Source organism: Streptomyces sp. NPDC047130 (genome assembly GCF_040643475.1).
Taxonomy (GTDB): domain Bacteria; phylum Actinomycetota; class Actinomycetes; order Streptomycetales; family Streptomycetaceae; genus Streptomyces.
Map to the genome: position 1 here is coordinate 123,234 of NZ_JBEYUK010000008.1, position 26,667 is coordinate 149,900.

9 protein-coding genes are annotated in these 26,667 nt (G+C 75.6%); all 9 read right to left on the reverse strand.

The genetic code is table 11. From position 1 onward, the window contains the following. Nucleotides 1–23: 23 nt before the first annotated feature. Nucleotides 24–1,796: a lectin gene (locus ABZ836_RS13280; protein WP_356136030.1), complete on the reverse strand. Its 1,773-nt coding sequence runs from the start codon at nt 1,794–1,796 to the stop codon at nt 24–26. A 31-nt stretch (nt 1,797–1,827) separates the two neighbouring features. Next, nucleotides 1,828–4,701, reverse strand: a complete 2,874-nt coding sequence (locus tag ABZ836_RS13285; protein ID WP_361141832.1) for a lectin — start codon at nt 4,699–4,701, stop codon at nt 1,828–1,830. A gap of 333 nt (nt 4,702–5,034) precedes the next feature. Then, on the reverse strand, nt 5,035–6,675 hold the full coding sequence (locus ABZ836_RS13290) for an ABC-F family ATP-binding cassette domain-containing protein (protein WP_361141834.1): 1,641 nt from the start codon (nt 6,673–6,675) through the stop codon (nt 5,035–5,037). Nucleotides 6,676–6,729: 54 nt separating this feature from the next. Next, nucleotides 6,730–7,560 (reverse strand): DUF4097 family beta strand repeat-containing protein, encoded by an 831-nt coding sequence (locus tag ABZ836_RS13295; protein ID WP_361141836.1) that lies wholly within the window; start codon nt 7,558–7,560, stop codon nt 6,730–6,732. Nucleotides 7,561–7,698: 138 nt separating this feature from the next. Next, on the reverse strand, nt 7,699–9,366 hold the full coding sequence (locus ABZ836_RS13300) for a hypothetical protein (protein ID WP_361141838.1): 1,668 nt from the start codon (nt 9,364–9,366) through the stop codon (nt 7,699–7,701). An 89-nt stretch (nt 9,367–9,455) separates the two neighbouring features. Next, nucleotides 9,456–14,321 (reverse strand): hypothetical protein, encoded by a 4,866-nt coding sequence (locus ABZ836_RS13305; RefSeq protein ID WP_361141840.1) that lies wholly within the window; start codon nt 14,319–14,321, stop codon nt 9,456–9,458. A gap of 311 nt (nt 14,322–14,632) precedes the next feature. Then, nucleotides 14,633–19,891, reverse strand: coding sequence for a hypothetical protein (locus tag ABZ836_RS13310; RefSeq protein ID WP_361141842.1), 5,259 nt, complete (start codon nt 19,889–19,891; stop codon nt 14,633–14,635). Beyond that, on the reverse strand, nt 19,888–23,835 hold the full coding sequence (locus ABZ836_RS13315) for a DUF6603 domain-containing protein (protein WP_361141844.1): 3,948 nt from the start codon (nt 23,833–23,835) through the stop codon (nt 19,888–19,890). The genes ABZ836_RS13310 and ABZ836_RS13315 overlap by 4 nt, the downstream gene beginning before the upstream one ends. Beyond that, a complete protein-coding gene (locus ABZ836_RS13320; protein WP_361141845.1) occupies nt 23,832–26,399 on the reverse strand; it encodes a hypothetical protein in 2,568 nt (855 codons plus the stop codon). Before ABZ836_RS13320 ends, ABZ836_RS13315 begins: the two co-directional genes overlap by 4 nt. Between the last annotated feature and the right edge of the window lie 268 nt (nt 26,400–26,667).

Genomic DNA, 26,667 nt, shown 5'->3' on the forward strand with positions numbered 1-26,667 from the left:
GTGTTCCCACCGCGCGAGGAGCGCTAGGGCAGGGTCCACTTCTGGTTGGCGTTGGCGTGGCAGGTCCACAGGTGGACCGCCGTGCCGTCGTTCCAGGTGCCGCCGGAGGCGTCGAGGCACTTGCCCGAGGCCGGGTTGCGGACCGTGCCGTCGGCCTGGGCGCTCCACACCTGCGCCCCCGTGCCGTTGCACGTCCACAACTGGATCCTCGTCCCGTCGGCACTGCCGCCCCCGGACACGTCCAGGCACTTGCCCAGCGCCCGCAGCGTCCCGTCACCCGGAACCGTCCACCGCTGCGCCGCCGTGCCGTTGCACGTCCAGATCTGCACCTTCGTCCCGTCCGCCGTCTGCGCCCCGTCGACGTCCAGGCACTTGCCGTTGACACCCTTCACCTCACCCGAGCGGGGGCCGGGCTGCTGGCCTCCGCCGCCGTGCTTGACGCGGATGTCGCGGAAGGACACGTCGTCGCCGGCTCCGTGGTTCTGGATGCCGATGTGCCCCTGCCGCAGGCTCCGCGCCGGGTCGGTGTTGGTGAAGTCGTTGATCTTCCGGCCGTTGAGGAAGATCTCCAGCCGCTCGCCCGTCACCCTCAGTTCGTAGGTGTTCCACTCCCCCGGCGGGTTGAGCGCGGCGTCCCGTGCGGCGATGTCCGCCGAGCGGAAGCCGTAGACGGAGCCGGTGGTGCGGTCGGCGGCGTCGGTGGCGTCGATCTGGATCTCGTACCCGTTGTTCACCGCCGTCCAGGGGTCGTCGGAGGCCGGGAAGCCCAGGAAGACGCCGGAGTTGTCGTCGCCGGCCATCCTCCAGTCCAGCTTGACGGAGTAGTCGCCGGTGAACTCCTGGGCGGAGTACCAGTACAGGCCCATCCCGCCGGTGGAGGTGAGCGTGCCGTCCGCGAGGGTGAACGCGCCGGGTCCGGCCTGGCGCCAGCCGGTGGTGGAGGAGCCGTCGAACAGGGGCGTGTAGCCCGTCTCCGGCCGGCAGTCGGCGTCGGTCATCCCGGCGGCCCAGCGGATGCCGCCGAGGACGTGCCTGCGGAACGACGCCTCGGAGTAGGACTCGTCGGTGTGGCCGCCACCGGTGTAGAAGGCCCGGCCGCCCTGGTAGTCCTTGCACCAGGCGATCGGGTGGTCGCCGGACATGGTGCCGCCGGAGTAGCTGGACTCGTCGAGGGAGGCCAGGACGCGGGCGGTGGTGCGCGGGTTGGTGCGGTAGTTGTACCACTCGTCGGTGCGCTGCCAGGTGCCGCCCAGATGGGCGGTGGCGTCGTGGGCGCGGTCCTCCACCTCGACGGTGGCGGACTGGATCGCCGGATGCGAGTGGAAGAGCGCGCCGGCCAGGCCCTCGTAGAAGGGCCAGTCGTACTCGGTGTCGGCAGCGGCGTGGACGCCGACGTATCCGCCGCCGCCGCGGATGTACTGCTCGAAGGCGGTCTGCTGGGTGGCGTTCAGCACGTCACCCGTCGTCGACAGGAAGACGACCGCCTTGTACCGGGCGAGGTTGCCGCTGGTGAAGGACTGCGCGTCCTCGGTGGCGTCCACGGTGAAGTTGTTGGCGGCGCCGAGTTCCCGCAGGGCGGCGATGCCGTCGTCGATCGAGGAGTGGCGGAAGCCCGCCGTCCTGGAGAAGACCAGGATCCCGTACGCGGGGTCGGCGGCGGCGCGCGTGTCGGCGGCCTCGGACCGCGGCACCGTGGCGGAACGGTTCTCCTCCGCCGGCAGTGCGACGGCTTGGGGCATCAGGGAGAGCACGGCGGCCGTGAACAGGCCGAGGACCGCCTTGGTGGTGTGACGCATGATCGGTTCCTCCCTTCCGGGGCGGGACGGACTAGGGCAGGGTCCACTTCTGGTTGGCGTTGGCGTGGCAGGTCCACAGGTGGACCGCCGTGCCGTCGTTCCAGGTGCCGCCGGAGGCGTCGAGGCACTTGCCCGAGGCCGGGTTGCGGACCGTGCCGTCGGCCTGGGCGCTCCACACCTGCGCCCCCGTGCCGTTGCACGTCCACAACTGGATCCTCGTCCCGTCGGCACCGCCGCCCCCGGACACGTCCAGGCACTTGCCCAGCGCCCGCAGCGTCCCGTCACCCGGAACCGTCCACCGCTGCGCCGCCGTGCCGTTGCACGTCCAGATCTGCACCTTCGTCCCGTCCGCCGTCTGCGCCCCGTCGACGTCCAGGCACTTGCCGTTGACGCCCTTCACCTCACCCGAGCGGGACGGGGCGCCGGAGGTGGTGAAGGAGAAGTCGTCCACGTCGAACAGGGAGCCGCTGCCGCCCTTGAAGACGAGGTGGAGCGTGGTCGTGCCGGCGGGCTGGTTGCCCAGGTTCGCCGTGACGTCCTGGAAGGTCTCCCAGCCGCCGGTCACCGGCACGGTGGCGGTGCCGAGCAGGGTTCCCGTCGGGGATCCGGCGCGTACCTCGATGGTGCCGCCGACACCGGCGGAGGAGACGCGTGCGGTGAACCGGGTGGCGTTGCCGAGGGCGTAGGGCTTGAAGGAGATCCAGTCGCCGTTCTCGATGTGGCCGACGGTCCTGCCGCCGTGGGCGGGGGCGTGGGTGACGACCTGGACTCCCGAGGAGCCGGAGTAGTGCTCGCCCTGGCGTTGGGAGGGCTGGGTGATGTGCTGGTCGTGGGTGGTCAGCGCGGGCCGGCCGCCAGCGCCCTTGTCCGTGTACTCGGCGTCGACGACTCCGAAGATGTTGGCGTTGGGGTCGTGTTCGCCGTCGGCGAGGGTCTGGAGCCTGCCCTCGCAGCCCGTGGTCGAGGTCTGCGGGTGGCCGTGGCTGTCGTGCCCGACGACGAAGGTGACCTTCACCCTGGAGCAGTCGATCGTTCCGTCCTCGGGGTCGGTCACCGTCACCTTGAAGGGGATGGCGTCGCCGAAGTCGTGGATGCTCCCGTCCACGGGCAGGTCGAGCGTGACCTTGGGCGCCGTGTTGCCCACCGTGACCTGCACGGACGCCGTCGCGGTCTTGCCGGTCGCGTCCGTCACCCTCAGGGTCGCCGTGTACTGGCCGTTGGTGGTGTAGGTGTGCGACGGGTCGGCCGCGGTGGAGGTGCCGCCGTCGCCGAAGGTCCAGGCGTACCGCAGGGCGTCGCCGTCCGGGTCGGAGCTGCCCGCCGAGGAGAACGAGACGGCCAGGGGCGCCTGCCCGGAGGTGACGCTGGCCGAGGCCTGCGCGGTCGGGGCGAACCCGCCGGTGACGTGCTCGATGCGGTACAGGGCGGAGTTGGCGTCGCCGCTGAAGTAGCCGGTGCCGTAGTCGAGGACGTAGAGGGCGCCGTCCGGCCCGAAGGCCATGTCCATCACCTGGGTGCCGGTCCAGGGGAAGGGGTTGACGGACTGGACGGTGCCGCCGCCGGTCTCGATGCGCTTGATCCACCGGCGGCCGAACTCCCCGGCGAAGAAGTCCCCGTCGTACTCCTCGGGGAACTTCACCTCGGAGGCGGAGCCGGCGTCGTACCGGTACACGGGGCCGCCCATGGGCGATTCGGAGCCTCCGCCGAACTCCGGGACGGAGGTGCCGTTGTAGGGGATCCAGGCGGGCTTGGCCGGCGGCAGGTCGGTCAGCCCCGTGTTCCTGGGCGAGTTGTTCCTGGGCGCCGCGCAGTCGAACTTCGCGCCGGACGCGCCGGTGGCGAAGTTGTAGTCGGTGTAGGCGTCGTTGCTGCCCGTGCAGTACGGCCAGCCGTAGTTGCCCGCCTCGGTGATGCGGTTGAACTCGACCTGTCCCTCCGGCCCCCGCGCCGGGTCGGCGGTGCCGGAGTCGGGCCCGTAGTCGCCGAGGTGGACGACGCCCGTCGCCCTGTCGACGCTCATCCGGAACGGGTTGCGGAAGCCCATCGCGTAGATCTCCGGCCGGGTCTTCGCCGTGCCGGGCGGGAAGAGGTTGCCGCTCGGGATCGTGTACGAACCGTCCGCGGCGACCTTGATGCGCAGGACCTTGCCGCGCAGGTCGTTGGTGTTGCCGGAGGAGCGCTGAGCGTCGAAGGCCGGGTTGCGGGAGGCGCGTTCGTCGATGGGGGTGAAGCCGTCCGAGGCGAAGGGGTTGGTGTCGTCGCCGGTCGACAGGTACAGGTTGCCCTGCGCGTCGAAGTCGATGTCGCCGCCGACGTGGCAGCAGGTGCCGCGGGAGGCGGGCACGTCGAGGATCTTCTTCTCGCTGCCGAGGTCGAGCGTCCCGTCGGTCCTGAGGACGAACCGGGACAGCCGGTTGACGCCGTCGAAGGGAGCGAAGTCCGCCGCCGCCCCGTCGGACGGCGCATCACCGCCCGGGGTGGTGAGCTTGGGGGCGTAGTAGAGGAAGACGTGCCGGTTGGACGCGAATCCGGGATCGACGGCGACGCCCTGCAGGCCCTCCTCGTCATGGCTGTAGACGTCCAGCTTGCCCGCGACGGAGGTGGTGCCCGCGGCGTTCGTCAGACGCAGCGTTCCGTCGCGCGAGGTGTGCAGGACCGAACGGTCCGGCAGCACCGCGAGCGTCATGGGCTCACCGGTCTCGGCCACGCCCTTGGCCAGCGTGACCTGCTGGAAGTCGCCGACGGCGGCGGCAGCGGCCCCGTCCGCGGCCCGGGAGCGGTCCTGCCCGGCCGGGCCGTCGGGCTGGGCCGCGGCCGGGGAGGTGGTCAGCAGCAGTGCGAGGACGCCGGCCGCCGCGGTCGACAGCAGGCGGCTCCGTCCATGTCCGAGCGGTCTCGTGCGCACAGAGTTCTCCCCAGGGAGGTGGGATGACGGCAGGTCCGGACGGACCGCCACGAGGAGCACAGGCGCGCGCCGTCGCGCCTCAACCACCGGCCCGAGCTCTCTGTGACCGGTGCATTACAAAGGAAGCTAGCGGGCTTTCGCCTGCCCCGGAACCCGGAGCGCAGGGGATGCCGGAACTTTTTCCCGCAGCAAGACAAAGTGAATCACCGGGCCGCTCCCCCGGCCGGGCGCCGGACGCCTCATCGGCGCACGTGGGCGGCCCTCGTACGGACCGGCGGTGTACGGGGCCCGTCCCGGGCGCGGTCCGCCGGGCCCGGGACGGGCCCTCCGGCGTCAGCCGGCCTCGGTGACCTTGCCGGCGGCGACCTCGATCCGGCGCGTGGTGCGCACCGCCTCCAGCATGCGCCGGTCGTGGGTCACCAGGAGCAGCGTCCCCGTGTACGCCTCCAGCGCCGACTCCAGCTGCTCGATGGCCGGCAGGTCGAGGTGGTTGGTCGGCTCGTCCAGGACCAGCAGGTTGACCCCCCTGCCCTGGAGCAGGGCGAGGGCCGCGCGGGTGCGCTCGCCGGGCGAGAGCGTGGTCGCGGGCCTCAGTACGTGGGCGGCGCGCAGGCCGAACTTGGCGAGGAGCGTGCGCACGTCGGCGGGCTCGGTCTCGGGGACGGCGGCGCAGAAGGCGTCCAGCAGGCTCTCCGTGCCGTGGAAGAGCTTGCGCGCCTGGTCCACCTCGCCCACCACGACGCCCGGACCGAGCGAGGCGTGGCCCGAGTCCAGCGGCAGCCTGCCGAGGAGCGCGGCGAGCAGCGTGGACTTGCCCGCGCCGTTGGCGCCGGTGATGGCGACCCGGTCGGCCCAGTCGACCTGCAGGGTGGCCGGCCCGAACGAGAAGTCGCCCCGGACGACGACGGCGTCGCGCAGGGAGGCCACCACGGAGCCGGAGCGCGGCGCGGAGGCGATCTCCATCCGCAGCTCCCACTCCTTGCGGGGTTCCTCGACGACGTCGAGACGCTCGATCATGCGCTGGGTCTGCTTGGCCTTGGCCGCCTGCTTCTCGCTGGCCTCGCTGCGGAACTTGCGGCCGGCCTTGTCGTTGTCGGTGGCCTTGCGCCGGGCGTTCTTGACGCCCTTCTCCATCCACGCGCGCTGCGTCCGGGCACGGCTCTCGAGCGCGGAGCGCCTGTCGGCGTACTCCTCGTACTCCTCGCGGGCGTGCAGGCGGGCGCGCTCGCGCTCCTCCAGGTAGGAGGCGTACCCACCGCCGTAGAGGTTGATCCGCTGCTGGGCGAGATCCAGTTCCAGGACCTTGGTGACCGTGCGCATCAGGAACTCGCGGTCGTGGCTGACCACCACGACGCCGGCCCGCAGCCCGGAGACGAAGCGCTCCAGGCGTTCCAGGCCGTCGAGGTCGAGGTCGTTGGTGGGCTCGTCGAGCAGGAAGACGTCGTAGCGGGAGAGGAGCAGCGAGGCCAGTCCCGCGCGTGCGGCCTGCCCGCCGGAGAGGGCGGTCATCGGCAGGTCGAGGCCGACGGTCAGGCCGAGGTCGGCCGCGACCTCCTCGGCCCGCTCGTCCAGGTCGGCGCCGCCGAGGGCGAGCCAGCGCTCCAGGGTCTCGGCGTAGGCGTCGTCGGCGCCGGGTGCCCCGTCGACCAGCGCCTGCGTCGCGGCGTCCATCGCGGCCTGGGCGTCGGCGACCCCCGTGCGCCGGGCGAGGAACGCGCGCACGGACTCCCCGGCGCGGCGCTCGGGTTCCTGCGGGAGGTGGCCGACGGTGGCGGTGGGCGGGGAGAGCCGGAGCTCGCCCTCCTCGGGCCGGTCGAGCCCGGCGAGCAGGCGGAGCAGCGAGGACTTGCCGGCGCCGTTGACGCCCACGAGACCGATCACGTCTCCGGGCGCGACGACGAGGTCGAGCCCGCTGAAGAGGGTGCGGTCACCGTGTCCGGCGGCGAGTTCCTTGGCGACGAGGGTGGCAGTCATCAGGGGGCCGATCCTAACGAACGGGAGCGTGGCCCTCGGTCGGCCGTCCGTCCCTCAGCCCCGGCGTACCTCGGTGTCACCGTTCACGGTGCGCAGGGTCAGCCGGCGCCTGTCGTCCGCGGAGCCGGCGGCCGGGGCGGGGACGTCCACGACCGACCGCCCGTTGACGGTGCTCGCGTCGGTGTCGTAGGGCGGGCCGGCCGGAAGGGTCACGCGCACGGAGCCGTTGCGCGTCACGCCGTCCAGCGTCGCGGGCGAGGTCGAGCAGCGCAGGTCGACGTCGCCGTTGACCGTCTCCGCGCTCACCCCGCGGGCGGCGAGGCCGTCGGCGCGGACGGAGCCGTTGCGGGTCTCCAGGCGCAGGCGGGCGCCCTTCGTGCCCGAGTCGTGCACGGTGACGTCGCCGTTGACGGTGCTCAGGGTCAGCCGGCCGCGCACCCCGTCGACCTCGACGCCGGCGTTGCGGGCCCGCACGGTGAGGGTGACGCCGGCGGGCACCTGGACGAGCGGCATGCCGCCGCAGTTCTCCTCGGTCCGCCGGTCACCGTGATCGCAGAGCAGGTCGAGCGTGGGAACGGTCCCGTCCGCGTCCCAGCGGGCGGGCGTCGCCTCGTCGACCGTCACGTGCTCCTCGTCCGTCCCGACGACGCGCACGCCGCCCTCGGTGGTGACGAGGAGACGGCTGCCGTCCGCCAGGGCGGCTCCGCCGAAGAGGTCTCCCCCGTCACTTCCGTCGCGGTCGCACGCGGTCAGGGCGCAGAGCAGGAGCAGGGCGCATCCGGCCCAGGCCGCACGGCCGCCGCGGCGCAGTCCCGGGCCCCCGCCGCCGTGACGGGGGGCCGGGCCCCGGCGGGAGGGGCACGGTCCGCTCGGCGATGGCGTCATGGGCCGCGTATGCCCGCGACGACCGAACGGCACACCCTCGCGCCGGCCGTGGCGGGTGCGCGGCCGGCGGTCGGCGGTCGGGGGCGCGGTCGGCGGTCGGCACGGCGGGTCGCCCCGGGCAGGTCGCCCCCCGAGGGGTCACTCCTCCACGACGTCGAAGCGGAGGCCCGAGGCCGCTCCCCCGCGGCCGGGGCGGGTGCGGCGGGCGGTCCACAGGACGCCGCGGCCGTCGGAGCCGCGGGCGTACTGGTGGGCCCGGGTCACGGTGAGGCCCTCCCTGGGCACCTCCTCGGCGAACAGTTCGTAGGCGCCGGGGAGTCCGGGGTCGAGCAGACGGCCGAGGGGCGTCGCCCCGTCGAGGTGGGACAGGCGCAGGCGGTAGGCGCCGGGGCGGGGTTCGACGGGCACCAGGGGCAGCCAGTTGGCCGGGACCTCGGTGCGCAGCCGGTAGGCCAGGGTCCCGGCGGACGGCGGCGCGGGCGCCTCGGGGGGCGGGGCGGCGGCGCGGTCGAGGGTGGCGCCGTGCGGGGTGGGGACGCGGCGTTCGACGGCCCAGGCGAGGTTGGCGTCCTCGTCGCGCACCAGCAGCACCTCTTCGAGCGGCTCGCTCTCCAGGGAGCCCGCGGTGACCGGCGGGACGAACAGCCCGGGACGGCGGCCGCCGGTGGCGGTACCGAGGGTGTAGAGGGACCAGTGGGCGTCGCCGGTTCCGGCGCCGGGCAGCGGCAGCAGGGTGGGGCCGCCGAGCTCGGAGCTGAAGGTGTCGCCCACGACCACGGAGGTGATGGTGGTGAGGGAGCCGGAGGGGACGTCCAGCGGGACCAGGTACCAGTCGTTGCCGTAGACGGTGGCGAACTCGGCGACCAGCATCCGGGCCAGGTCGGACGGCGCGGCCTCCACCTGGCCGAGGGCGACCCGGGCGTCCTCGAACTCCCAGAAGCGGCGGGCGGGCATGCCGGGGAAGCGGACGGGGGCGGGGAAGGTCGTCGACAGCAGGGGGGTGCGGGCCGGCGCGGGGGCCAGTCCGGTCGCCCCGGCCGCGGTGAAGTCCGTCCAGTCGAGGGTGCCGCCCTGGTACGCGTCGGCGGTCAGGGTCGTCTCGGCGGTCCCCTCGGCCAGGCCGACCGAGAAGCGGTACTCCAGTCGCTCCGGGTCCCAGGTGTCCGGGCCAGTGGCGGGGGCGGTGAGGTGGCGTTCGTCGTACCAGGCGAGCCAGTCCTCGAGGACGGGGACCGCCTCGGGCGGCAGACCCCACATCGGTTCGGCGGCGGTGGGCGGGGAGGCGTGCAGGGTGAAGGCGACCGCGTTGCCGTCCGGGACGCGGCCGCGCAGCACCGTCAGGTAGCGCGCGGTGGCCTCGTCGGCTGCTCCTTCCTCGCCGGTGAGGCCGAGCGGGTAGTCGTCGAGGAGGAGGGTGACGGCGTGGGCGACGGCCTCGGCCGGGAGGCCGGCGGCGCGCAGCAGGCGCAGCAGGTGCTGGCCGCTCTCGGCGCCCGCCCGCAGGTCGGCGGCGGTGGAGCGGGGGCCGCCGGGTTCGGCCTCGGCGAGCGCCTCGAGCGGGGCGGCTCCGTGGTAGGGGACGCCGGGGCCGGTCGCGGGGCCGGGGCGGTAGCGGGTGACGCGGTCGGCGTGGCCGCGGACCCGGACCCAGACGGGGCTGCCCGCGTCGTCGCCGAGGAACTCGCCGAGCTGCCACTGGCGGGCGAGCATCCAGGCGGGGTCGTGGACCTGGGCCTCCAGCGAGGGCCGCAGGTCGCCGGTGCGGGCACGGGGTTCGAGCCGCGTCCAGCTGGTGATGGAGGGCATGGGGTGACGCTCCTGTCTCCGGGGACTCCCGGATCGGGCCGGACGGTCCGTCGCGGTCCGTTCCCGCCGGACCGCCCGGCTGTCCGGGCCTACTGCGGAAGGCCCCGGGTGAAGTCGGTGGCGACGGCGTCCCGGTGGGCGACGTTGGCGGCGAGGACGGCGGCGGGCGCGAGCTGCCCGATGTCGGCGACGGCGGTGGGGCTGTCGGGGTGCAGCGCCTCGTGGTCGACGGCGCGCAGCCTGGCGAGTTCGAGGGCCGACTCGACGGTGGCGCCCAGCAGTTCGGGCGTCCAGGTCGGTGAGGCGTCCGGGGGCACGGCGAGCAGGACGGCCTGCGGCGGCGCGGCGTCCGGGGCGTCGACGTGCAGGGCGAGTCCGGTGGTCTGCTCGGTGCGGGGCACCACCTCGGTCCATTCGTCGACGACCAGTCCGCGCAGGCGGCCGGTGAGCAGTTCCCCGTGCGCGGGCGTGCCCGGGGTGTGCAGGACGAGGGAGAGCCGGGCGCCGGGGCTGCCGCCGGTGGCGGAGGGCAGGGCGGCCCAGCGTTCCACGCCGTCCGGGTCCTGGCCGGGGGGCGTGTAGGGGGTCTGGGCGACGACCGCGGTGAGGGCGTCGCCGGTTTGCAGTGCCTCGGCGTAGCCGAGGGTGGTGACCAGGCGTTCCACGCCGCGGCGGACCCGGCCGAGGCGGGTGAGCCAGCCGACGGGGGCGTGCGGGTCGCCGTCGAGGAGGGTGTCGGCGTTGGCGAGGGAGTCGCTCAGGTCGCCGGGCGGTGGGGCGTCGAAGGAGGGCAGCAGGACGAGGTCGGTGCCCAGGAGGGCGGTGAGGGTCTGTTCGGCCCACTGCCGGGCGGTGATCGCGCCGGCGGTGCGGGCGGCGGCCGACCGGTCCGCGCGGGCGAGGCGACGGTGGAGTTCCGGGGCGACGGTGGCGGCGAGGGAGCCCAGCAGGGCGGCGTGTTCGGCCAGCCGGTCGGCCGGGGTGCCGGGGCGGGGCCGCAGCGGGGGCGCCGCCGCGGGCACGCCGAGCAGGCCGGCCGTGGTGAGGCCGCGGTGGTGGGCGTCGATCCGCAGGGCGGCGGGCACGTCGGCCGGGGTGGCGAGGTCGGCCGCGGCCTGGTCGACGACGGCGCGGACGGCCAGGGCGCGGGCGGTGAGGGCCGGGTCGGCCGGCTCGCTGCCGTCCCCTCCGGTGCCGTCCGGTCCGGTGCCGTTCGCCCCGGTGGGCGCGGCCTCCGGGGCGGCCAGGTCGGCGGGGCGCAACGGCCGTGCCGTGCGCAGGAGTTCGCGGGCGGCCCGGACGGTCTCCAGCAGCAGGCCGAGTCCGTCCTCGTCGGCGACCACGGCGACCGGGCGGGCGGCCACCCGGTCTGCGGCGAGCCGGGTGTCGGCGTGCTGCAGCAGGTGGCGTTCGAGGTCGGAGCCGGGGACGGCGTCCGGGGAGAGGCCGAGGGCGAGCAGGTCGAGCGGGGACAGCGGCAGCCCGGCGAGGGGAACGGCGCGGGTGGTGCCGTCGGTCAGCCGGACGGTGAGGGTGAGGCCGGCCGGGTCGGGCAGCAGTCCGGCCAGCCAGGCGTCGAGGGCGGGTTCGGCCAGGGCGCGGCTCTGGGTGGCCGGGTCGGCGGGCCAGACGGAACCCACGGGCGCCGGGGCCGGGTCCTGGCCGCCGGATCCGCCGCCGGGGCCGCCCGGGCCGTCGTCGCCCCCGCCGGGGCCGCCGGGGCCGTCGTCCGGGAGCGGGACCGGGACGGGGCCGCCGGGCGGGACGGGGCCGGGGTTCTCCTGCGGGGGCGGGACCGCGATGCCGCCGCCGGGGAGCGAGCCGTCGTCCTCCGGCGGCTGCGGCACGTGGATCGGCGGGGTCTCCCCCGCCCCGCCGCCAGGGTCCTTGGCCAGGGCGCGGGGCCCTTGGGCGGCCGGGGTGGCAGCCGGGTCGGGCAGCAGGACGATCACCCGGTGGGTGACGGCGTCGCCGGGGCGGGGGGTGCGCAGGGACTCGAGTTCCGGGGGCGGGGCCTCGCCGTTGCCCATGGCGTCGACGGTGGCGCCGACCCGCACGGGGTTGCCCTGGGCGGCCTGGTGGACGCCCTCGACGAGCAGGGTGTCGGCGACGGCGTCCACGGCGTCGTCCAGGTCGTCCAGCACCTCGGTGAGCGCGGCGATCTCGGCGGTGGAGCCGGCCGGGACGCCGACGGTGCGGACCAGGTCGAGGCGGCCGGCGGCGCGGCGGCGGTGCAGCCGCAGACCGTCGGTGACGTCCTCGGCGACCACGCGCTCCTCCACCGCCCCGTCGTGCGCGACATGGGTGGCGGTGGTGGGGGCGAGTTCCCGGAAGCGGTCGGTCCAGGAGGCGAGGGTGCCCGACGGGTGGTCCTGCAGGGCGCGTTCGAAGCGGTAGCCGAGCAGGGAGCCGAGCGGCCGGCCCTGGCGGACGCCGTCGATCAGCCAGGCGGCGGTGCGGGCCCGGGTGGAGGTGAGACCGACGGCGGTGGGGGTGTCCGGCCGGTCCCCGTGGGCGCGCTGCGCGGCGCGCAGCAGGGCCGCGGTGGTGGCCTGGGCGAGGGAGGGGGCGTGGACGGGGCCCGCGGTGCCGTCGGCGGCGAACAGGGTCCACGGCCTGCTGTCGCCGGGGGCCGCGAGCGGGTCGGTCCTCTCCCCTTCCGGGCGGCGCTCGGGGGGAACCTGGGCCGCCGCGGCGGAGCGGGGCACCACGTCCAGCAGCCAGCCGTAGCCGCCGAGGTGGCTGCCGGTGGGGACGCGGCTGCGGAGGTGTTCCAGGCGGCGGGTGGCCAGGGAGGTGATCCAGGCGTCCAGGCGGTGGGAGGTGGCGTCCAGGGTTTGGGCGAGCAGCAGCTCCAGTTCGCCGGAGGGCCGTGCGGCGAGCGCACGGGCGGACTCCAGCGCCTGGTACAGGGGGGCGAGTTCGGGGCGCTGCCGGGCGGCGTCGGTCCACAGGTAGGTGTCGGCGCTCAGCCCGGTGCCGGGGACGGTGTGCCGGGCCCGGTGCCAGACGGTGGTGGTGGGCGCCGCCGGGTCGGTGTCGACCACCTCGGGTTCGCGCCGGCCGGCGGTGCCGGTGCCCAGCACGACGTCCACGGCGCGGGCGTACTCGGCGAGCAGCGAGTGCCGGACCAGGCGGTAGAGGAGCGGGGTGGCCGTGGCGGCGGCGGGGCCGCTGCCCAGGTCGTGCCACCAGCGCGCCCAGGGCAGGTTGCCGCGGTCCTGGACGGACGGGACCCCGGCCCACGCGGGCGCCGGGTGGACCGGGGTGGCGAGGGCGGCGAGGTATTCGGCGGGGGTTCCTCCGGGGGTGCCGGCGGGCGCGTCGGTCCAGGGGTTGTCGAGCGGCCACGACTCCTTGGCGAACAGCAGGCGTCCGGGGCCGAGTTCCCAGCGGGGCAGCCCGAGCCGGGCGGAGAGCGAGGCGGTCTGGGAGGCCAGGCCGGTGCGCCACTGGTCGTTGAGGGCGAGCGGGCCGAACCGCCAGAGGGCGGTGACGTAGTCGGCGCCGAGGCCGCTGCGGGCGTGGACGCGCCGGGCGGTGGGGGCCATGCCGAGGATCTCGGCGACGGTGTGCCGGCCGGCCGCGCCGCGGGTGATGCGGGGAACGGCCGCCGGGTCGGCGGCGGACGGGGCCCAGACGCGGTCGCGCAGGGTGCGCAGGAAGGCGGGGACGGCCGGCGGCAGCGGTGGCGTGCCGAGGCCGGCGCCCTCCAGGTCGGTCCACCGGTCCAGGGCCAGCACGGGCAGCAGGCCGTAGGGCTGGGCGCCGACGCGCAGGGCGGGCAGCGGGCCGCCGGGACGCAGGAAGCGCCGGGCGTGTTCGCGGGCGCCGCGGATCTGCGTGTCGGTGAAGTGGCCCTCGCCGAACTGGGCGAGGTAGTAGCCCCAGGTCGCCTCCCACAGGGCGGTGGCCATGTGGCGGGCGGCGGCCTGGTCGTGGCGGTGGGCGTCGCGGGCGCGGGACAGCGGGGCGGGGCGGTTCATGCCGTCGGGGCCCCTGACGCCGTCGAGGTCGGTGACAGGCTGCAGGCCGAGGGCCCGGCAGGTCGTCCTGGCGTTGCTCTCCGGGTCGGCGGGCGCCCGGTCGGCGATCCCGACGCGGTACGCGGCGTGCGTCTGCCGGTCGTCGCGGCTGTAGCGGGAGGTCGCGGTGGCGGTGTTGTTGGAGGGTGAGCCGGGCGGGACGTAGCCCAGCCCCCGGGTGTGGTACTGGGCCTCGAGGAGGGCGGACAGTTCGGCGGTGGCGGTCTCCGCGCCGCCCTCGTGCACCCCGTAGGCGAGGACCTGTGCGTATCCGGTGCCGCGCGGGAGGCGGACCGCCATGCCGACGGCCTCGGCGGCGGCGAAGTCGACCAGCCAGCGGGTGGCCTCGTCGGTGGGGGGCGCGGCGGGGTCGAGGTCCTCCAGGTCGGCGGTGGGCGCGGGTCCGACGGGCAGGGGGCCGCCGGAGGGGCCCGCGACGGGGCGGGTGACGCGGGTGACGGCGGGCGCGCCGGCCTCCTTGGGCCGTCCGACGACGTACCAGCGGGTGGGCAGCGCGCGGGCCACCGCCCGCCGGGTCCACGCGGCCTCGCGGTGCGGGCCGGGGTCGGGGAAGCGCGGGGCCGCGGCGGCGCCGTCGCCGGGCTCGGGGCGTTCGAGCGGGTTGACGGGTTCCAAGACGCGGGCGATCCATCCGGCGCGTTCGGCCCCGAACCGCCCGGTGAGCTCCGTCCAGGCGGCCTCCTCGGTGGGCGCGTCGCCGCGGGCCTCCCAGACGGTCCGCCAGTAGCGGCGGCCGTGGAGGTCCTCGTCCTCGGTGAGCGGGGCCTCGTGGGTGTCGACGTGGATCTCGTCCGGATAGACACGGACGAGGAGTTCGGTGGCGGTGAAGCGGGTCTCCAGCCGGACCGGGAGCAGCACCACGGGCAACGCGGTGCTGAGGGTCCAGGCCGGGGGCGTCGGTGCGGTCATCGGCGTCCGTCCAGGTGGCGTGGGTGGTGGTCGGGTGGGTGGGCACGGCGGCGACCCGGGCCCGCCGGCCGGCCCCGCGCCCGTACGCGTGACGGGCGGGGGCGGTGCCCGGCAGGCGGGCGGGCCGGGTTCCGGCCGGTGGGGGGTCCCGGTCGGCAGGACCTCGCAGGCGGTGCGGCGCCGACGGGCCGGTGGCGGTGGTGCGTCGGCGGCGGGTGTCGGGCGTCGGGCGTCGGGCGAGGGGGCCGTCGGGCGGCGGGCGAGAGGGCTGTCGGCGGGCGAGGTGCCTGGGCGGGGCCCGGACCGAGGGGTCAGCGGGACGGGAGGGCGGGGCGGGGCCGGTAGGCCTCGTCGGGGATGGGCGGCAGGGAGAGCAGGTTGTCGGTGGTGTTCTCGTCGGCGGTGGTGCGCAGGTGGCGGCCTCCGGAACCGTCGGAGACCGAGGTGAGCGACGCCCGGTGGCCGGGTTGGGTCTCGATGTAGAAGGACTGCCGGGCGTCGAGGGCGTCCAGCGCCTCGACCGCGGACAGGGTCCACCAGCCGCCGTCGGGGTACCGGCCGGCGATCTCGCGGACGAAGACCTGGTCGCTGCCCGGGATCCGCTTGCGGACGTGGGTGACGCGCAGACCCGGCCCGTGGGCGGGCAGCAGGGCGGAGGCGTGGTACGCGACCCGGACCGGCCGCTGGAGGGTGATCCGGGCCATCGCGGCCGCGTTGCGGCCCCAGACCTGCGGCGGTGCGCTCTCCCCGGGACGCACCGGCCTGGGGATGCCGTCCAGCGCGGTGGTGTCGACGTGCCGGAGCGCGTCGAGTTCCTCCCGCGAACCGGCGAGCGCGGCCCAGCCGGCGTCCTGCCAGGCGGCCGGGGGCACTCCCCAGGCGGCGTCGGCGGGCGGGACGTCCAGGCCGAAGGAGGGCGCCCCGGGGTGCTCCTCGAAGACGAAGAAGAAGCCGTGGCCGTCGTCGTGCTCCCCCAGCGCGTCGGCGGCGGTGAACGGGAAGCCCAGGAACAGCACGTCCTCGCCGACGGCGCCCTGGAAGACGGGGTCGGTCCGGTCCTGGGCGAGGCGGCGCGGGCCGCCGGGGGTGTGGGGCGCCAGCGCCCGGCGGGCGTGCACTCCGAGGGACGGGAAGCGCCGCACCAGTTCGCCGCGGATCAGCAGCACCACGGCATCGTCCCCGCCGGGCGGGCGCCGCAGGGTCTCGCCGAGGCGGGCGAACCGCTGCCAGGACCGCATCGGCGGCACGTCCGGCGGCTCCTGCCCGGGCTCGTACAGGCCGCGGGCGTCCCAGAAGTGGCGGAAGGAGGTGGCGGTGCGGTCGGTGGGGAACTCCCGCCACAGCAGCTCCCGGCCGAGCTCGTGGTTGGCTCCGGCCAGGAACGCCTCGATGAAGGGCCCGTTGGCGCGCAGCAGGGTGACCGTCTCGGGCGGGACGTTCTCCGCTCCGGGCAGCAGGTGGTCGGCGCCGAGTCCGGTGAGGAGTTCGGCCATCGGCCGGTCGAACGAGGGCGGGGCGAGGAGCGGGCCGAGCGGGTCGGGCAGGGTTCCGCCGAGGAGGTCCGCTCCGTCGATCCGGGCCGCGACCCGGCCGGTGACGGCCCGCTCCGGGTCGGTGGCGGCGCGGACCGCGTCGGCGACGCCGCTGAGCGGCACGACGGGCTCGTCGCCGCGGACGGCGCGGGCCTGGGCGGCGAGCAGGGCGCGCTGGTGGGCCCTGGCGGCGGTGCGGAAGTTGGAGGTGATGGTGGTGCGCCGCTGGGCGGTGGAGTCGGGCAGGTCGACGACGGCCAGGCCGGCGCCCTCGTTGAGCCAGCCGTACCAGGCGCCCTGGTGGGCCGGCATGGCGTCGGACCAGGCACGGGGTCCGGCGGCGCCCTCGACGTCCCAGCCGACGCGGTAGGTGGCGGAGTTCGCGGTGGGGCCGTCCTCCACGACCAGGACGGCCAGGTCGGGCTTCTCGCTGCCCGAGAAGTCGGCGACGGCGATGCCGGCTCCGGCGATGGCCGGCCAACTGCCGGGTATGGCACGGGGGTTGCTCCAGCCGCCGGTGACCCTGCCACGGGCGTTGATCTTCCAGCCGACCCGGTAGGAGCCGGTGACCTGGCCCCCGTTCTCCTCCATCAGCATCACGATCAGCTCGGGGCGCAGGTCGTGGTCGAGGTCGGCGACCGCGACGTCCACGGCGCGCACCCGCGGCGCGGCCTCCGAGGGCCGGCCGGGCCAGGGGATCTCGACGGAGTCCTCCCAGCCGCCCCGGGCGAGACCGGTGTCGGGGTCGATGTTCCACCCGATCCGCAGGAAGAGGCGGCGGTTGCCGGTGAACCCGCCGAGGTAGACGACGAGCAGTTCCTGGTTGCCGTCGCCGTCGAGGTCGGCGAGGGCGCAGCTTCCGCCGCCGACGTGCACGTACTCGGTGAGGGCGCCGCCCGAGCCGGTGGGGGTGGACATCGGGCTGGGCATGGCGACCGGACCGACCCACCGGGTGGGGTCGCCGTTGGCGTCGAGGTCCCGGCCGATGGCGTAGCGGCCGAAGTTGCCGTCGGTGTCGCCGTTGCGGGTCTCCTCGATCCAGAAGAGCACCACGTCGGGGCGGCCGTTTCTCGGCTTGTCCATGTCGGCGGCGGCGACGCCGAATCCCTGGGTGACCTCGTGGGTCATCCGTCCGCCGAGTCCGGGCTTCAGGGACCATCCTCCGCGGACCGTGGCGTCGAAGTCGGTGGCCCGGCCCACCCGCAGGTAGGGGGTGTTGGCGCCGGCCGGGGCGTCGACGTGCCCGACCAGGAGGTTGGAGAAGAAACCGAGCTGGGGCCGCCAGCGGATGTCCCGCGGCGGGGCGGCCTCCAGGGCGCCCTTGCCGCCGAAGACGGGGCGGCCGAGGTTGCGCCAGGTGTTGCCGCGGCCGAGGTCGGCGTGCCACAGCTCCCCGCCGGCGACGGCGTGGACGACGTCTCCCGAGACGGTGGCGATCAGGCCCTGGTCGGGCACGCCCGGTATGCGGCCGCCGCCGACGACGACGCTGTCGAACGTGGTGGAAAAGGCGACGGCCAGGATGCGCGCGTCGGGGGTGCAGACCAGGGTCCGGTCGTCCTTGGTCCGGCCGAGCATCCCGGCGACGCCGGGCGCGCCCTGGACGGGCTCCCAGCGGATGAGGCCGAGCAGGAACTTGTTGCTGATCTGGAGGACCCCGTCCACGCCCGCGCCCATGTTCTTGTCGACACCGGTGCCGTCGGGCACGCCCCGCCAGACGTCGAAGACGGGGGGCAGCGGAAAGCCGGGCACGGGGGTGGCGGTCCAGCCGCTGCCCTCGTCGGCCCACCGCAGCAGCCTGCCGTCGGTGTCGAGCAGGTTGAGCGCCCAGGGGCCCACCACCCGGACGCCGCGGATGCTTCGGTCACCGGGCTTGCGGCCGGCCTCCCAGGTCCAGTTCGCTCCCTTGCCCTTGAGGGCGTGCAGGACGCCGTCGGTGGCCGTGCAGTAGACCGTCTGGTTGAGGTACTGGTTGTTGGTGGGGCCGCTGGGAGGGCTGCGGCGGACGACGGCCGCGAGCGCGCCGTCACCGTCGTTCACCGGGACGGTGCCGGGCCTGCCCGGGACGGTGCCGGGCCTGCCGTGGTTGAGCCACACCCAGCGGTCGCCGTCCCAGAAGAGCTGGCACAGGGTGCCGTCGGCGCCGGTGACGAAGATGTGCAGGTCCTGGCAGGCGACCGGGGACGACGAGGCGGTGGTGCCGGGCGGTGTGCCGTGGTCGACCCAGCCGTGGGTGTCGCCCTGGGTGACCCGGGACATCAGCCGGCCGTCGGTGGTGACCACGAAGACCCTGTTGCTCAGGCCGGCCCCGACCCAGCGGATCACCGGGGTGACGGGGTCGACGCCTTCGCGGGGAGTGGTGGGGTTCTCCTCCCACCAGCGGGTGGTGAGCCGGTCCTCGGTGAGGGAGTCGAAGTCCTCCTCGCCGGGCAGGTCCTCCACGCCGCTGAGTCCCGGCGGGGTGGCCAGTTCCGGCACCGCCCGCTCGGTGCGGCGGGCCAGCGCGGCGGCCAGGCCGGTGACGGCGGTGTCGGCGCCCGTGGAACGGGTTCCGGTGGCGGCGGCGCGGCGGGCGACCGGGCCACCGGGGCGCAGCAGGCGCCGCAGGGCGGGGTCGAGGGCGGCGGCGGCTTCCTTGTTGCGCGCCAGTTCGCCCGCGGCGGTGCCGGAGCCGAACCGGACGGCGGCGCGGGCGGCGGCGGTCATCTGCAGGAGCCGCGCGTCGGCCGCGTCGTCGGCGGCCGGGGTGCCGAGCGGTGCGGCGCCGGGGAGCCTGCGGTGCAGCCGGTCGCTGACGGTACGGGCCAGCTGGCCCTGTCTGAGGGTTTCGTTGGCGCGCCGCAGTTCGGCGGCCTGGTCCCAGGCCGCGGCGACCAGGTCCTCCTGGTGACGGCGCACCACCTCGGCGCCGAGCGCGGCGGCGGCGCGGTGGCGGGGGTCGAGGTTGAGTTCGCGCAGCCAGGTGGGGCCGGCCTGCGGGGAGGGCAGGGCCGCGCGGCCGGCCTGGGCGGCGCCGTAGACCGGCGGGGTGAGTTCCGTCCCGCCGGGGCCGCTGTCGAGCACGTCGGTGTAGGCGGCGCGGAAGGCGGCCGCGGTGTCCTTGTCCCAGGGCCGGGCGTCGGTGCCGGCGCCGCGCAGGGCTCCCTCCAGGTCGAGGACGCGGCCGGGGTGTCCGTCGGGGAGGGCGGGCAGGCCGTGCCCGGCGGCGCCGACGTCCAGGGGGCGGGTGCCGACGTCGCCGGGGAGGGCGCGCGGGGTCAGGGCGCGGACCAGGGACTCGAAGTCCCCGTCCTGGCCGGTGCCGAAGCTCCAGTGGTGGTAGACGGGCAGGTCGATCTCGGCGGGCCCGCCCGCCGCCGGCGCGTCGGGGGCCGGCCAGGCCGGGGTGAGCGGCCCCTCGGGGACGGGCAGGCCCAGGCCCGCGAGGCGTCCGGCCTCGAAGGCGGGGACCACGGCGGCCAGGTAGCGGGTGTGCGGGCGGAGCCGCCGTGGGCAGACCAGCCGTGAGAGGGTGCGGTCCGGTTCCCCGGCGAGCAGCCGGTCCACCTCGGCCGGGCCGTCGCCGTCCTCCGTGGTGACCTGGGCGTGGGCCCAGGCCCAGGACTGGGCGAGGTCGGGCAGCCGGTCGACCTCGCAGCGCAGCACGGGCAGGGCGGCGGCCGCGGGCAGCAGGGCGGCCCGGTCCGCCTCCACCACGACCAGCACCAGCCAGGGCCGCAGCCGGTCCTGCTCGCCCGCCCCAGCGGGGGTGAACATCCACGGCAGGTCGGGGCGGTCGAACTCGACGGCGGGGAACAGGTGCGGTTCCGCGTCGGAGGTGCCGGGCGCGGGGAAGGTCCTCAGGACCTGTGCCGCGTCGACGCCGGTGACGTCCCCGGGGCCGAGCAGGCGGGCGGGCACGTCCACCGGGGTCCGGCCGGTGAGCCGGGGCCGCAGGACGACGTGGTTGCGCGCGTCCATGGCGCCGGCCCCGGTGTCGGGCGCCCCGCCGGCGGCGGCGAGTCCTTCGCGGACCCAGGAGAGAAAGGTCAGGCCGCTCAACGGGTGCCTCCGGCGGTGTTCTCGTCGGTCGTGGGGTGGGGCTCTCGGGGCCCTTGGGGCCCTTGGGGCCCTTGGGGCTCTGCGGTCCTGGCGTCCGGCGGGATCCGCGCGGCGGCGGTCCCGGTTGACGCGGCCCCGGCGGCGGCGGTCCCGGTGGCGCGGACGTCGACCGCCGTGAGGTCGGGGCCGCCACTGGGGTCGGGGGCCGCGAGGTCCGGTGCCGCCAGGTCCGGTGCCGCCAGGTCCGCGGCGGCGAGGTCCGGCGTGTCGGGAACCAGGCGCAGGTCCTGGCCGCCGGACCGGTGGAGGGTACGGCGCAGTTCGGCGGCCTCCGCCCAGGTGGCGGCGCGGACCGGGGTGGGCGCCCCGGTGGCGCGGGCCGTGCGGGCGGCCGGGCCGGCGGCGTCCGCGCCGAGGACCGTCCAGCCGGTGTCGCGCACGCCCAGGGTGCGCGGGCGGGCGGCGAAGCCCTGCCGTCCGGCGCGGCGGGTGGCGGCGCGGGCGGCCGGGGAGGCCGCGGTGCGCAGGGCGGCGGCGGGCAAGGGTTCGGCCGGCCCGTCGGCGAAGGCGACCGCGGCGGCGGTGGCGGTGGCGGTGGCGGTGGCCGTGGTGGCGGTGCGGTGCGGGCCGTCCACCACGACCTCCTCGTAGCCGAGCGCGGAGCCGTGCACGCCGTCGACCTCCCGGCCGGTGGCGAGCGCTCCCTCGGCGGTGCCGCCTGCCACCAGGCGTTCGAAGGAGGGCGCGGAGAGCTTCTCCTCGTCGGTCAGGTCGAGGAACTGGGCGGGCGCGAAGTGGTCCCGAGTGGGGGTGAGCCGCAGCGGGACCGGCGCGGTCGCCGTGGCGGGGTCGGCGTCCTCAACGGTGAGCTCGGGGTCGAGGTCGAGCCGGCGGGTGCCTGTCACGGGCGCCCCGCCGAACCGCTGCAGGGTGAGCCCGAGCGGGGCCACCCGCTGGGTGAACGACAGCCCGCCGAGCGGGTGCACCAGCAACTGGCCTTCGGCATCCGGAAGTCGGCGAAGGGTGACGACGGTACGGCCGGGCCCGGTGAGCTGGGCCGTCCAGTTGCGGGGGTCGGCCATCGCCTCCTCGACCTTGGCGGCCACGTCGACCGCCGCGGGCAGTGCCGCGGGGGTTCCCCGGGCGCCGAAGGTGCGGTCGAAGCTGATCTCACCGCTGAAGAAGAGGATCTCGAAGCGGGCCTTGCCGCGCACGTGCCACGGGGTGGGGCCGGAGAGCGCGACCTCCACGCCGACGCCCATCAGGGTGCGGCTGCCCCGCTTGAGGGTGAGGCGCCCGCCGATGTCGACCTGGAAGCCGAACGGTTCGAGCTGCACCAGGGCGTCGAAGGACAGCATCCCGTCGATGCTGAAGCCGAGCGCGGCCGCGTAGAGCTCCAGACGGGCGCCGAACTGCACGGTGTTGGAGGTGAGCGCGAAGTACGCCTCCAGTCGCAGCCGGGGGTTGTCGCCGTTCAGCAGGGAGATCGCCAGGCGGCGCAGTTCCGGGAATCCCTCCGGGCGCTGGAAGCGCGGGTGGAACCCGCCGGCCGACAGCGCGAAGCTGCTCCCGCCCTTCCAGCGGGCCCGCATCGCCATGTCGCCGGTGAGCGCGAAGGCGGCGATCCGCGAGTCGTACAGGGTGGCGTCGACGGACGCCTCGCCCCGCTCGAAGTCGATCACCCCGAGGACGTCCATGTTGACGACCACCACGGCCCGCTCCTCGGTGGGCAGCGCCATCCGCAGCCTGCCGAGCAGCACCAGCCGTACCGGCGTGGGCAGTTCGAGCAGCAGGGCGAGGTCGAGGGTGAGCAGGGTGGGTGTGCCCCAGCCGATCCGCGCCATCGGGCCGACGACGTGCCGGCCCGGGGTGGGCGGGAAGACCGCGCCGAGGGTGGCGGCGATCTCGGGGGCGCGGGCCAGCGGGTCGTGGGGGAAGAGGACGGAGTCGAGCGCCTTGGTGCGGACGCCGGCCCGCAGGGTGTCCACCGAGACGGAGCGGTTGATGCCGATCAGGCCGCCGACGCCGTTGAGCGTGAAGCCGAACCCGAGCTGCATCGGGGTGAACTCGGCGCACACCAGGATCAGCAGCGAGAAGCCGTCCGCCCCGTCGGGCATCCGGGTGGTGAGCAGGCCGACGGCGGTCAGCGCGATGCTCTCCAGCTGGAGGGCGAGGACGCCCGCGTACTCCTCCTTGGCCTCGTCGAAGAAGAGGTAGCCGCCCCCGGTGACGGGGCCCGCGGCGACCTCGAGCGCGGCGCCCTTGGGCGGGGCGAAGCCGGCGCCGAGACCGACCGGGCCGAGGTTGCCGTCCCGGGTGGACAGGCCGGCCTCCAGCCCGATCCCTTCCACGGTGGCGGTGACCGGGCCGAGGGTGAGCCGGGCGGTGGCGCCGACCCGCGCGGTGATCTCCTCGCTCTCCGCGTCGGCGTGCAACTCGAGCCGCACGGAGACGAGTTCGATGGGGCCGAGGCGGGCGTTGACCGGCAGGACGGCGTCCAGGCCGCCGGCGCCGGTGAAGGTCAGGCCCCGGCGGCGGGACCAGCGCAGGCCGAGGGCGAACTCGGTGCGCAGTCCGTCGGCGGGCAGGACGGAGGCGAGGAAGCCGTCGCCGTCGCCGCCGGAGACGACCACGGCGGCCTTGTCGGCGGCGATGCCGATCTCGACGTCGGACGGGTCGGGCTCACCGGGGCGGCCCTGTTCGAGGACGGCGCGTACCCAGGCGCGGAACGAGCCGATCTCCAGCCGGGTGCCGTCGGCGCTGCCCAGCAGCAGGGCGGGCGGTTCCTGGCCGCCGCCCGAGGCGTCTCCCTTGCTCAGCTCCACGCCGAGTTCGGCACGTCCGCCGGTGGGAGCGCCGCCGGAGAAGGTGACGCCGCCCGGGCCGAGCGCGACGGCCGGGCCCGCCCCCGCGAGGTCCGCGCGCAGCACCCACTCCCCGAACTGCCGCTGGAACGCGGCGGCTCCGCGGGGGACGAGGACCGCGCCGAGGTCACCGGTCCCGGCCGAGCCGATGCCGAGGGTGGCGCCGAGGGTGACGGCCGTCCCGGTGGCGGGGGCGGAGGGCAGCACCGGGAACTGGAAGGTGAGCATCCGGCGGCCGAGGGCCACCGAGGCGGGTGTCAGGTCGGTGCCGCCGGTGTCGCCGAGGCCGGCCAGCACGTCGTCGAGGCCGAGCGCGCGCAGCAGGTCGGCGAGCCGGGGCAGCAGGAGCGCGGCGAAGGCGTCGGCGGCCTCCTCGTCGGCGAGCCCGTCCGGCAGGTAGAGGTCCCGGAGGGCTCCGACGGGGTCGCGGACCAGTTCCACCAGCCGCTCGGGGCGCAGCCGGTCCCGGGCCGCCGGAACCCGGACGAGGGCGCCCTCGGCACCGGTCACGGCCTCCCCCGCCGCTCCGCCGGAGGCGGGGTCCTCCTCGACGAGCACGCCGAGCAGCAGGAGGACGGAGCGCAGCAGGGGGTGGTGGAGCCGCAGCCAGTCGGTGACCAGGTGCTGGACGACGTCCTCGGCGAACCGGCCGGGGTCGAGGGCGGTGAGGGCGGGCGGGACGGTGCGCACCACCTGGACGGCTTCGCCCACGGTCTCCAGCAGGTCCTTGAGGCCGTCGAGGTCCTGCGGCGGGTGCTCCACCGCCTGCTGCAGGGAGCCGACCACACCGGCGACGTCCTCCAGCCAGGCGGCGACCTGTTCCCCGGCCTCGTCCCCGGCGGCCTCGGGCCGCCAGCCGGTCGCGGCGAGGAAGCGGGCGAGCGCCATCGGGTTGGCGGCGGAGTGGGTGAGCGGCTCGATCAGCCGCAGCACCTCCTCCACCAGGGCCGCCTGGCCGTCGGTGGCCCCGGCGGGCGCCGCGGGCCGTTCCTCGGCGGCGGAAGGGGTCTCCTGCGGGGTGGTCGTGCCGGCCGGGGCGGTCACTCCTGCCGGGGTGGTCATGTCTGCCGGGGTGGTCATGCCTGCGTCCCTTCGTTCGCGGGGAGGCCCTCCGGGCCGGTCGACGGCGCGGCCCCGCGGGCGGCCCCGTCGAGGCCGGGTGCGGCGCCGTGGGCGCCGGGGGCGTGGGCGTCCGGGGCGAGCGTCCCGGCGTCGGGTCCGAGGGGCAGCGGGAGGACGAAGCGGGTGAGCGGGGCGGCCGTCCTCTGCCCGTCGAACCGCCACCACAGGGTCTGGCGCACGGACTTGTCGTCGCCGGCGCCCCAGGTGAAGGTGACCTCGCCGATGTTGTTGTGTCCGACGATCGCCCGCCCGGTGCCCTTCACCAGGTAGGCGAAGTGGTTGCCGGAGGCGGCGGCGTAGTCGGCGACGGCCTGGCGCGGGTCGTCGGGCGGGAACGCGACGGGGATCGTCGCGTTGGGGCGGGGTGCCGCCATGGGGTCGTCGTGCTCGACGTACTCGTACAGGCACTCCCAGTCGGGCGCGGGGCTCAGCACCCTCCGCCCGCGCGGTGGTTTGACGATCCCGGGCGACCTGGTGAGCAGCGTGCGCTGCGGGGGGTCGCCGGGCAGCCCCTCCACGTCGACGGCGATCCTGCCGCCCGGCGGCACGTTCCAGCCCAGGTGGGTGGCCCAGGGGGCGGTGAGGGCGTAGCCGAGGGTCTGCAGGGTCTTCGTGCCGCCCGACTCGTTCTTCAGGGCGCTGGCGGTGAGCTGGGCGAGCACGCCGCGCACCTTGCCCGCGGGCGCCTTGTAGGGGTTGGTGGCGCCGTAGCGCATGCGCACCGCGAAGCCGTAGTGGACGTCGCCGCCCAGGGAGATCACCCGACGCCGCCGGACACCGTCGGGGCCGGGTGCGGCCTGGCCGAAGAGGCGGGCGAGGAACTTCTGGAAGGCGTCCTCGTCGTGGCACCAGGCCTCGCAGTCCTGCCAGAGGTAGCCCGTCTCCATGTACTTCCTGATCGCCGGCTGGGCGATCTCCTCGATCTGCGGGTGGCCGAGCACCGGGCAGGGCGACAGCAGCACGGTGACCTTCTCGGTCCCCCGGTCGGGGGCCGATTCGAGCATCGCCCGGTAGGAGGCGTCGGACCAGAAGAGCGCCGGCGAGTCCTTGGGGCCGCCGCGGAAGACGCGCTGGGTGCGGGTGTCCACGGCGACGAGCTGGTGGGCGGGCCAGTCGGCGCTGTAGTGCCAGGGCAGGGAACCGTCCTCCCGCACCATGCGGCCGGAGGCGGTGCCGGTGGGCACCCCGGTGCGGCGGGCGATGACGGCGGCCGGGCCGGGCGCGGTGTGGTCGGGCCGGGCCAGGGCGGTCAGCAGGTCACGTCCGGCCTCGCCCTCGGGTCCCGGGCCGAAGGCCGCGGGGGCGTTGCCCCAGTGCTGGAAGACCGCGTAGGCGGCCAGGCCGTTGGCGAGGAACCGCCGGCCGTGGTCGGTGGAGCAGACGTCGTCGACCCAGGAGGAGGCGATGTACCAGTCGTCGGTGATCTCGTGGTCGTCGAACATCATGTACGTCGCCGTGTTGGCGAGCGCCCGCCGTACGTCGGGGACCGTCTCCCGGAAGTTCTTGATGTGGCCGCACCGGTCGAGGAACTCCCTGTAGACGCCCAGCGACTTCCTGCGGAAGGAGTACGCGAACCGGAGCTTGTCGGCCTGGTCGGGGTCCGGACTGCCGATGGTCCGGTAGTCGTCCTCGTAGAACTGCGGGAAGAGCAGCCGCAGGTCGAATCCCTCGGGCCACAGGGTGTCCGACCAGCACAGCAGGTACATGACATAGAACTCACCGAGGGTGAGCAGGTGCGAGTGCCCCACGTCGCTGGTGAGGTGGAAGTCCTCGACGGTGAGCTGCTGCCGCTTGCCGGGCTTCATCAGCAGCAGCCGGTGCTCGCGGGGCAGGGTCGGGAAGGTCTCGTCGCGGCCCAGCAGGACGCGCCCGTACTGCGTGCACATGTGCAGCATCACCTCGGCCACGTCGTCGGCGTAGATCTGGTCGCCGGTGAGGAAGAGCTGCTGCGGGCGGTGGGCCGGCCTGCCGATGTCGGCCGCGAGGACCTGGTCGAGGACGGCCAGGGCGTCCAGTCCGGGGCCGTGCGGCTTGCGGCAGGAGGCGTGGAAGAGGCGCAGCTTCGACGGGTGGTCGGGCGGGGTGACGAAGCTCGGCCGGTCGGGCGCGCCGCCCCCGTAGAGGAGGCGTGCGCGCGCCTGGTCCCCCTTGGCGTGGACGATGCCGTCGTCGAACAGGCCGGGCGCGCCGGTGGGAACCGGCGTGTCCGGGGCGGCGGTGTCCGCGGAGAACCGCACGGTGTACCGGTGGACGGTCCCCGGCCGGAGCGCACCGGCCGACGCGGGGCGGGCGGTGACCGCCACGACGTGCAGGTGTTCGCCGATCCTCGTGGTGACGGCGGTGCCGTGGGCCACCGCCTCCGGCAGCGGTCCGCTGCTCCCGGTGAACACCTCCAGCGTCACCTTGCGGGCGGCCTTGAGCGCGAGGAAGACGGTCACGCCCGCCTCGTCCACCCGCCGGACCATCGGCCCGGCGAGCACCAGCGGCAGCTTCCCGACGTCCAGCGACGGCAGTGCGGGCATGCTGCCACCGACCCCCGAATCCCCCATGATTCCTCCGCTTCAGGGCACGGCGGAGTCCCCCCGCGCCGGAGCACCGCCGGGTGGTCGGCCGCGGCGGTCGAGCACACGTCACACAAGTGGACAAGGGCGACGTGATGACCTTCTTCACGCAATCGTCACGACGAAGGCGGCATATGGCAAGAGATATGGACGAATCCGGTCCCCAACTCCACTACAGCTACTTCACGCCAGCTTCACGACTGCACCATGTGGAGCGCGGGCGGGCCGA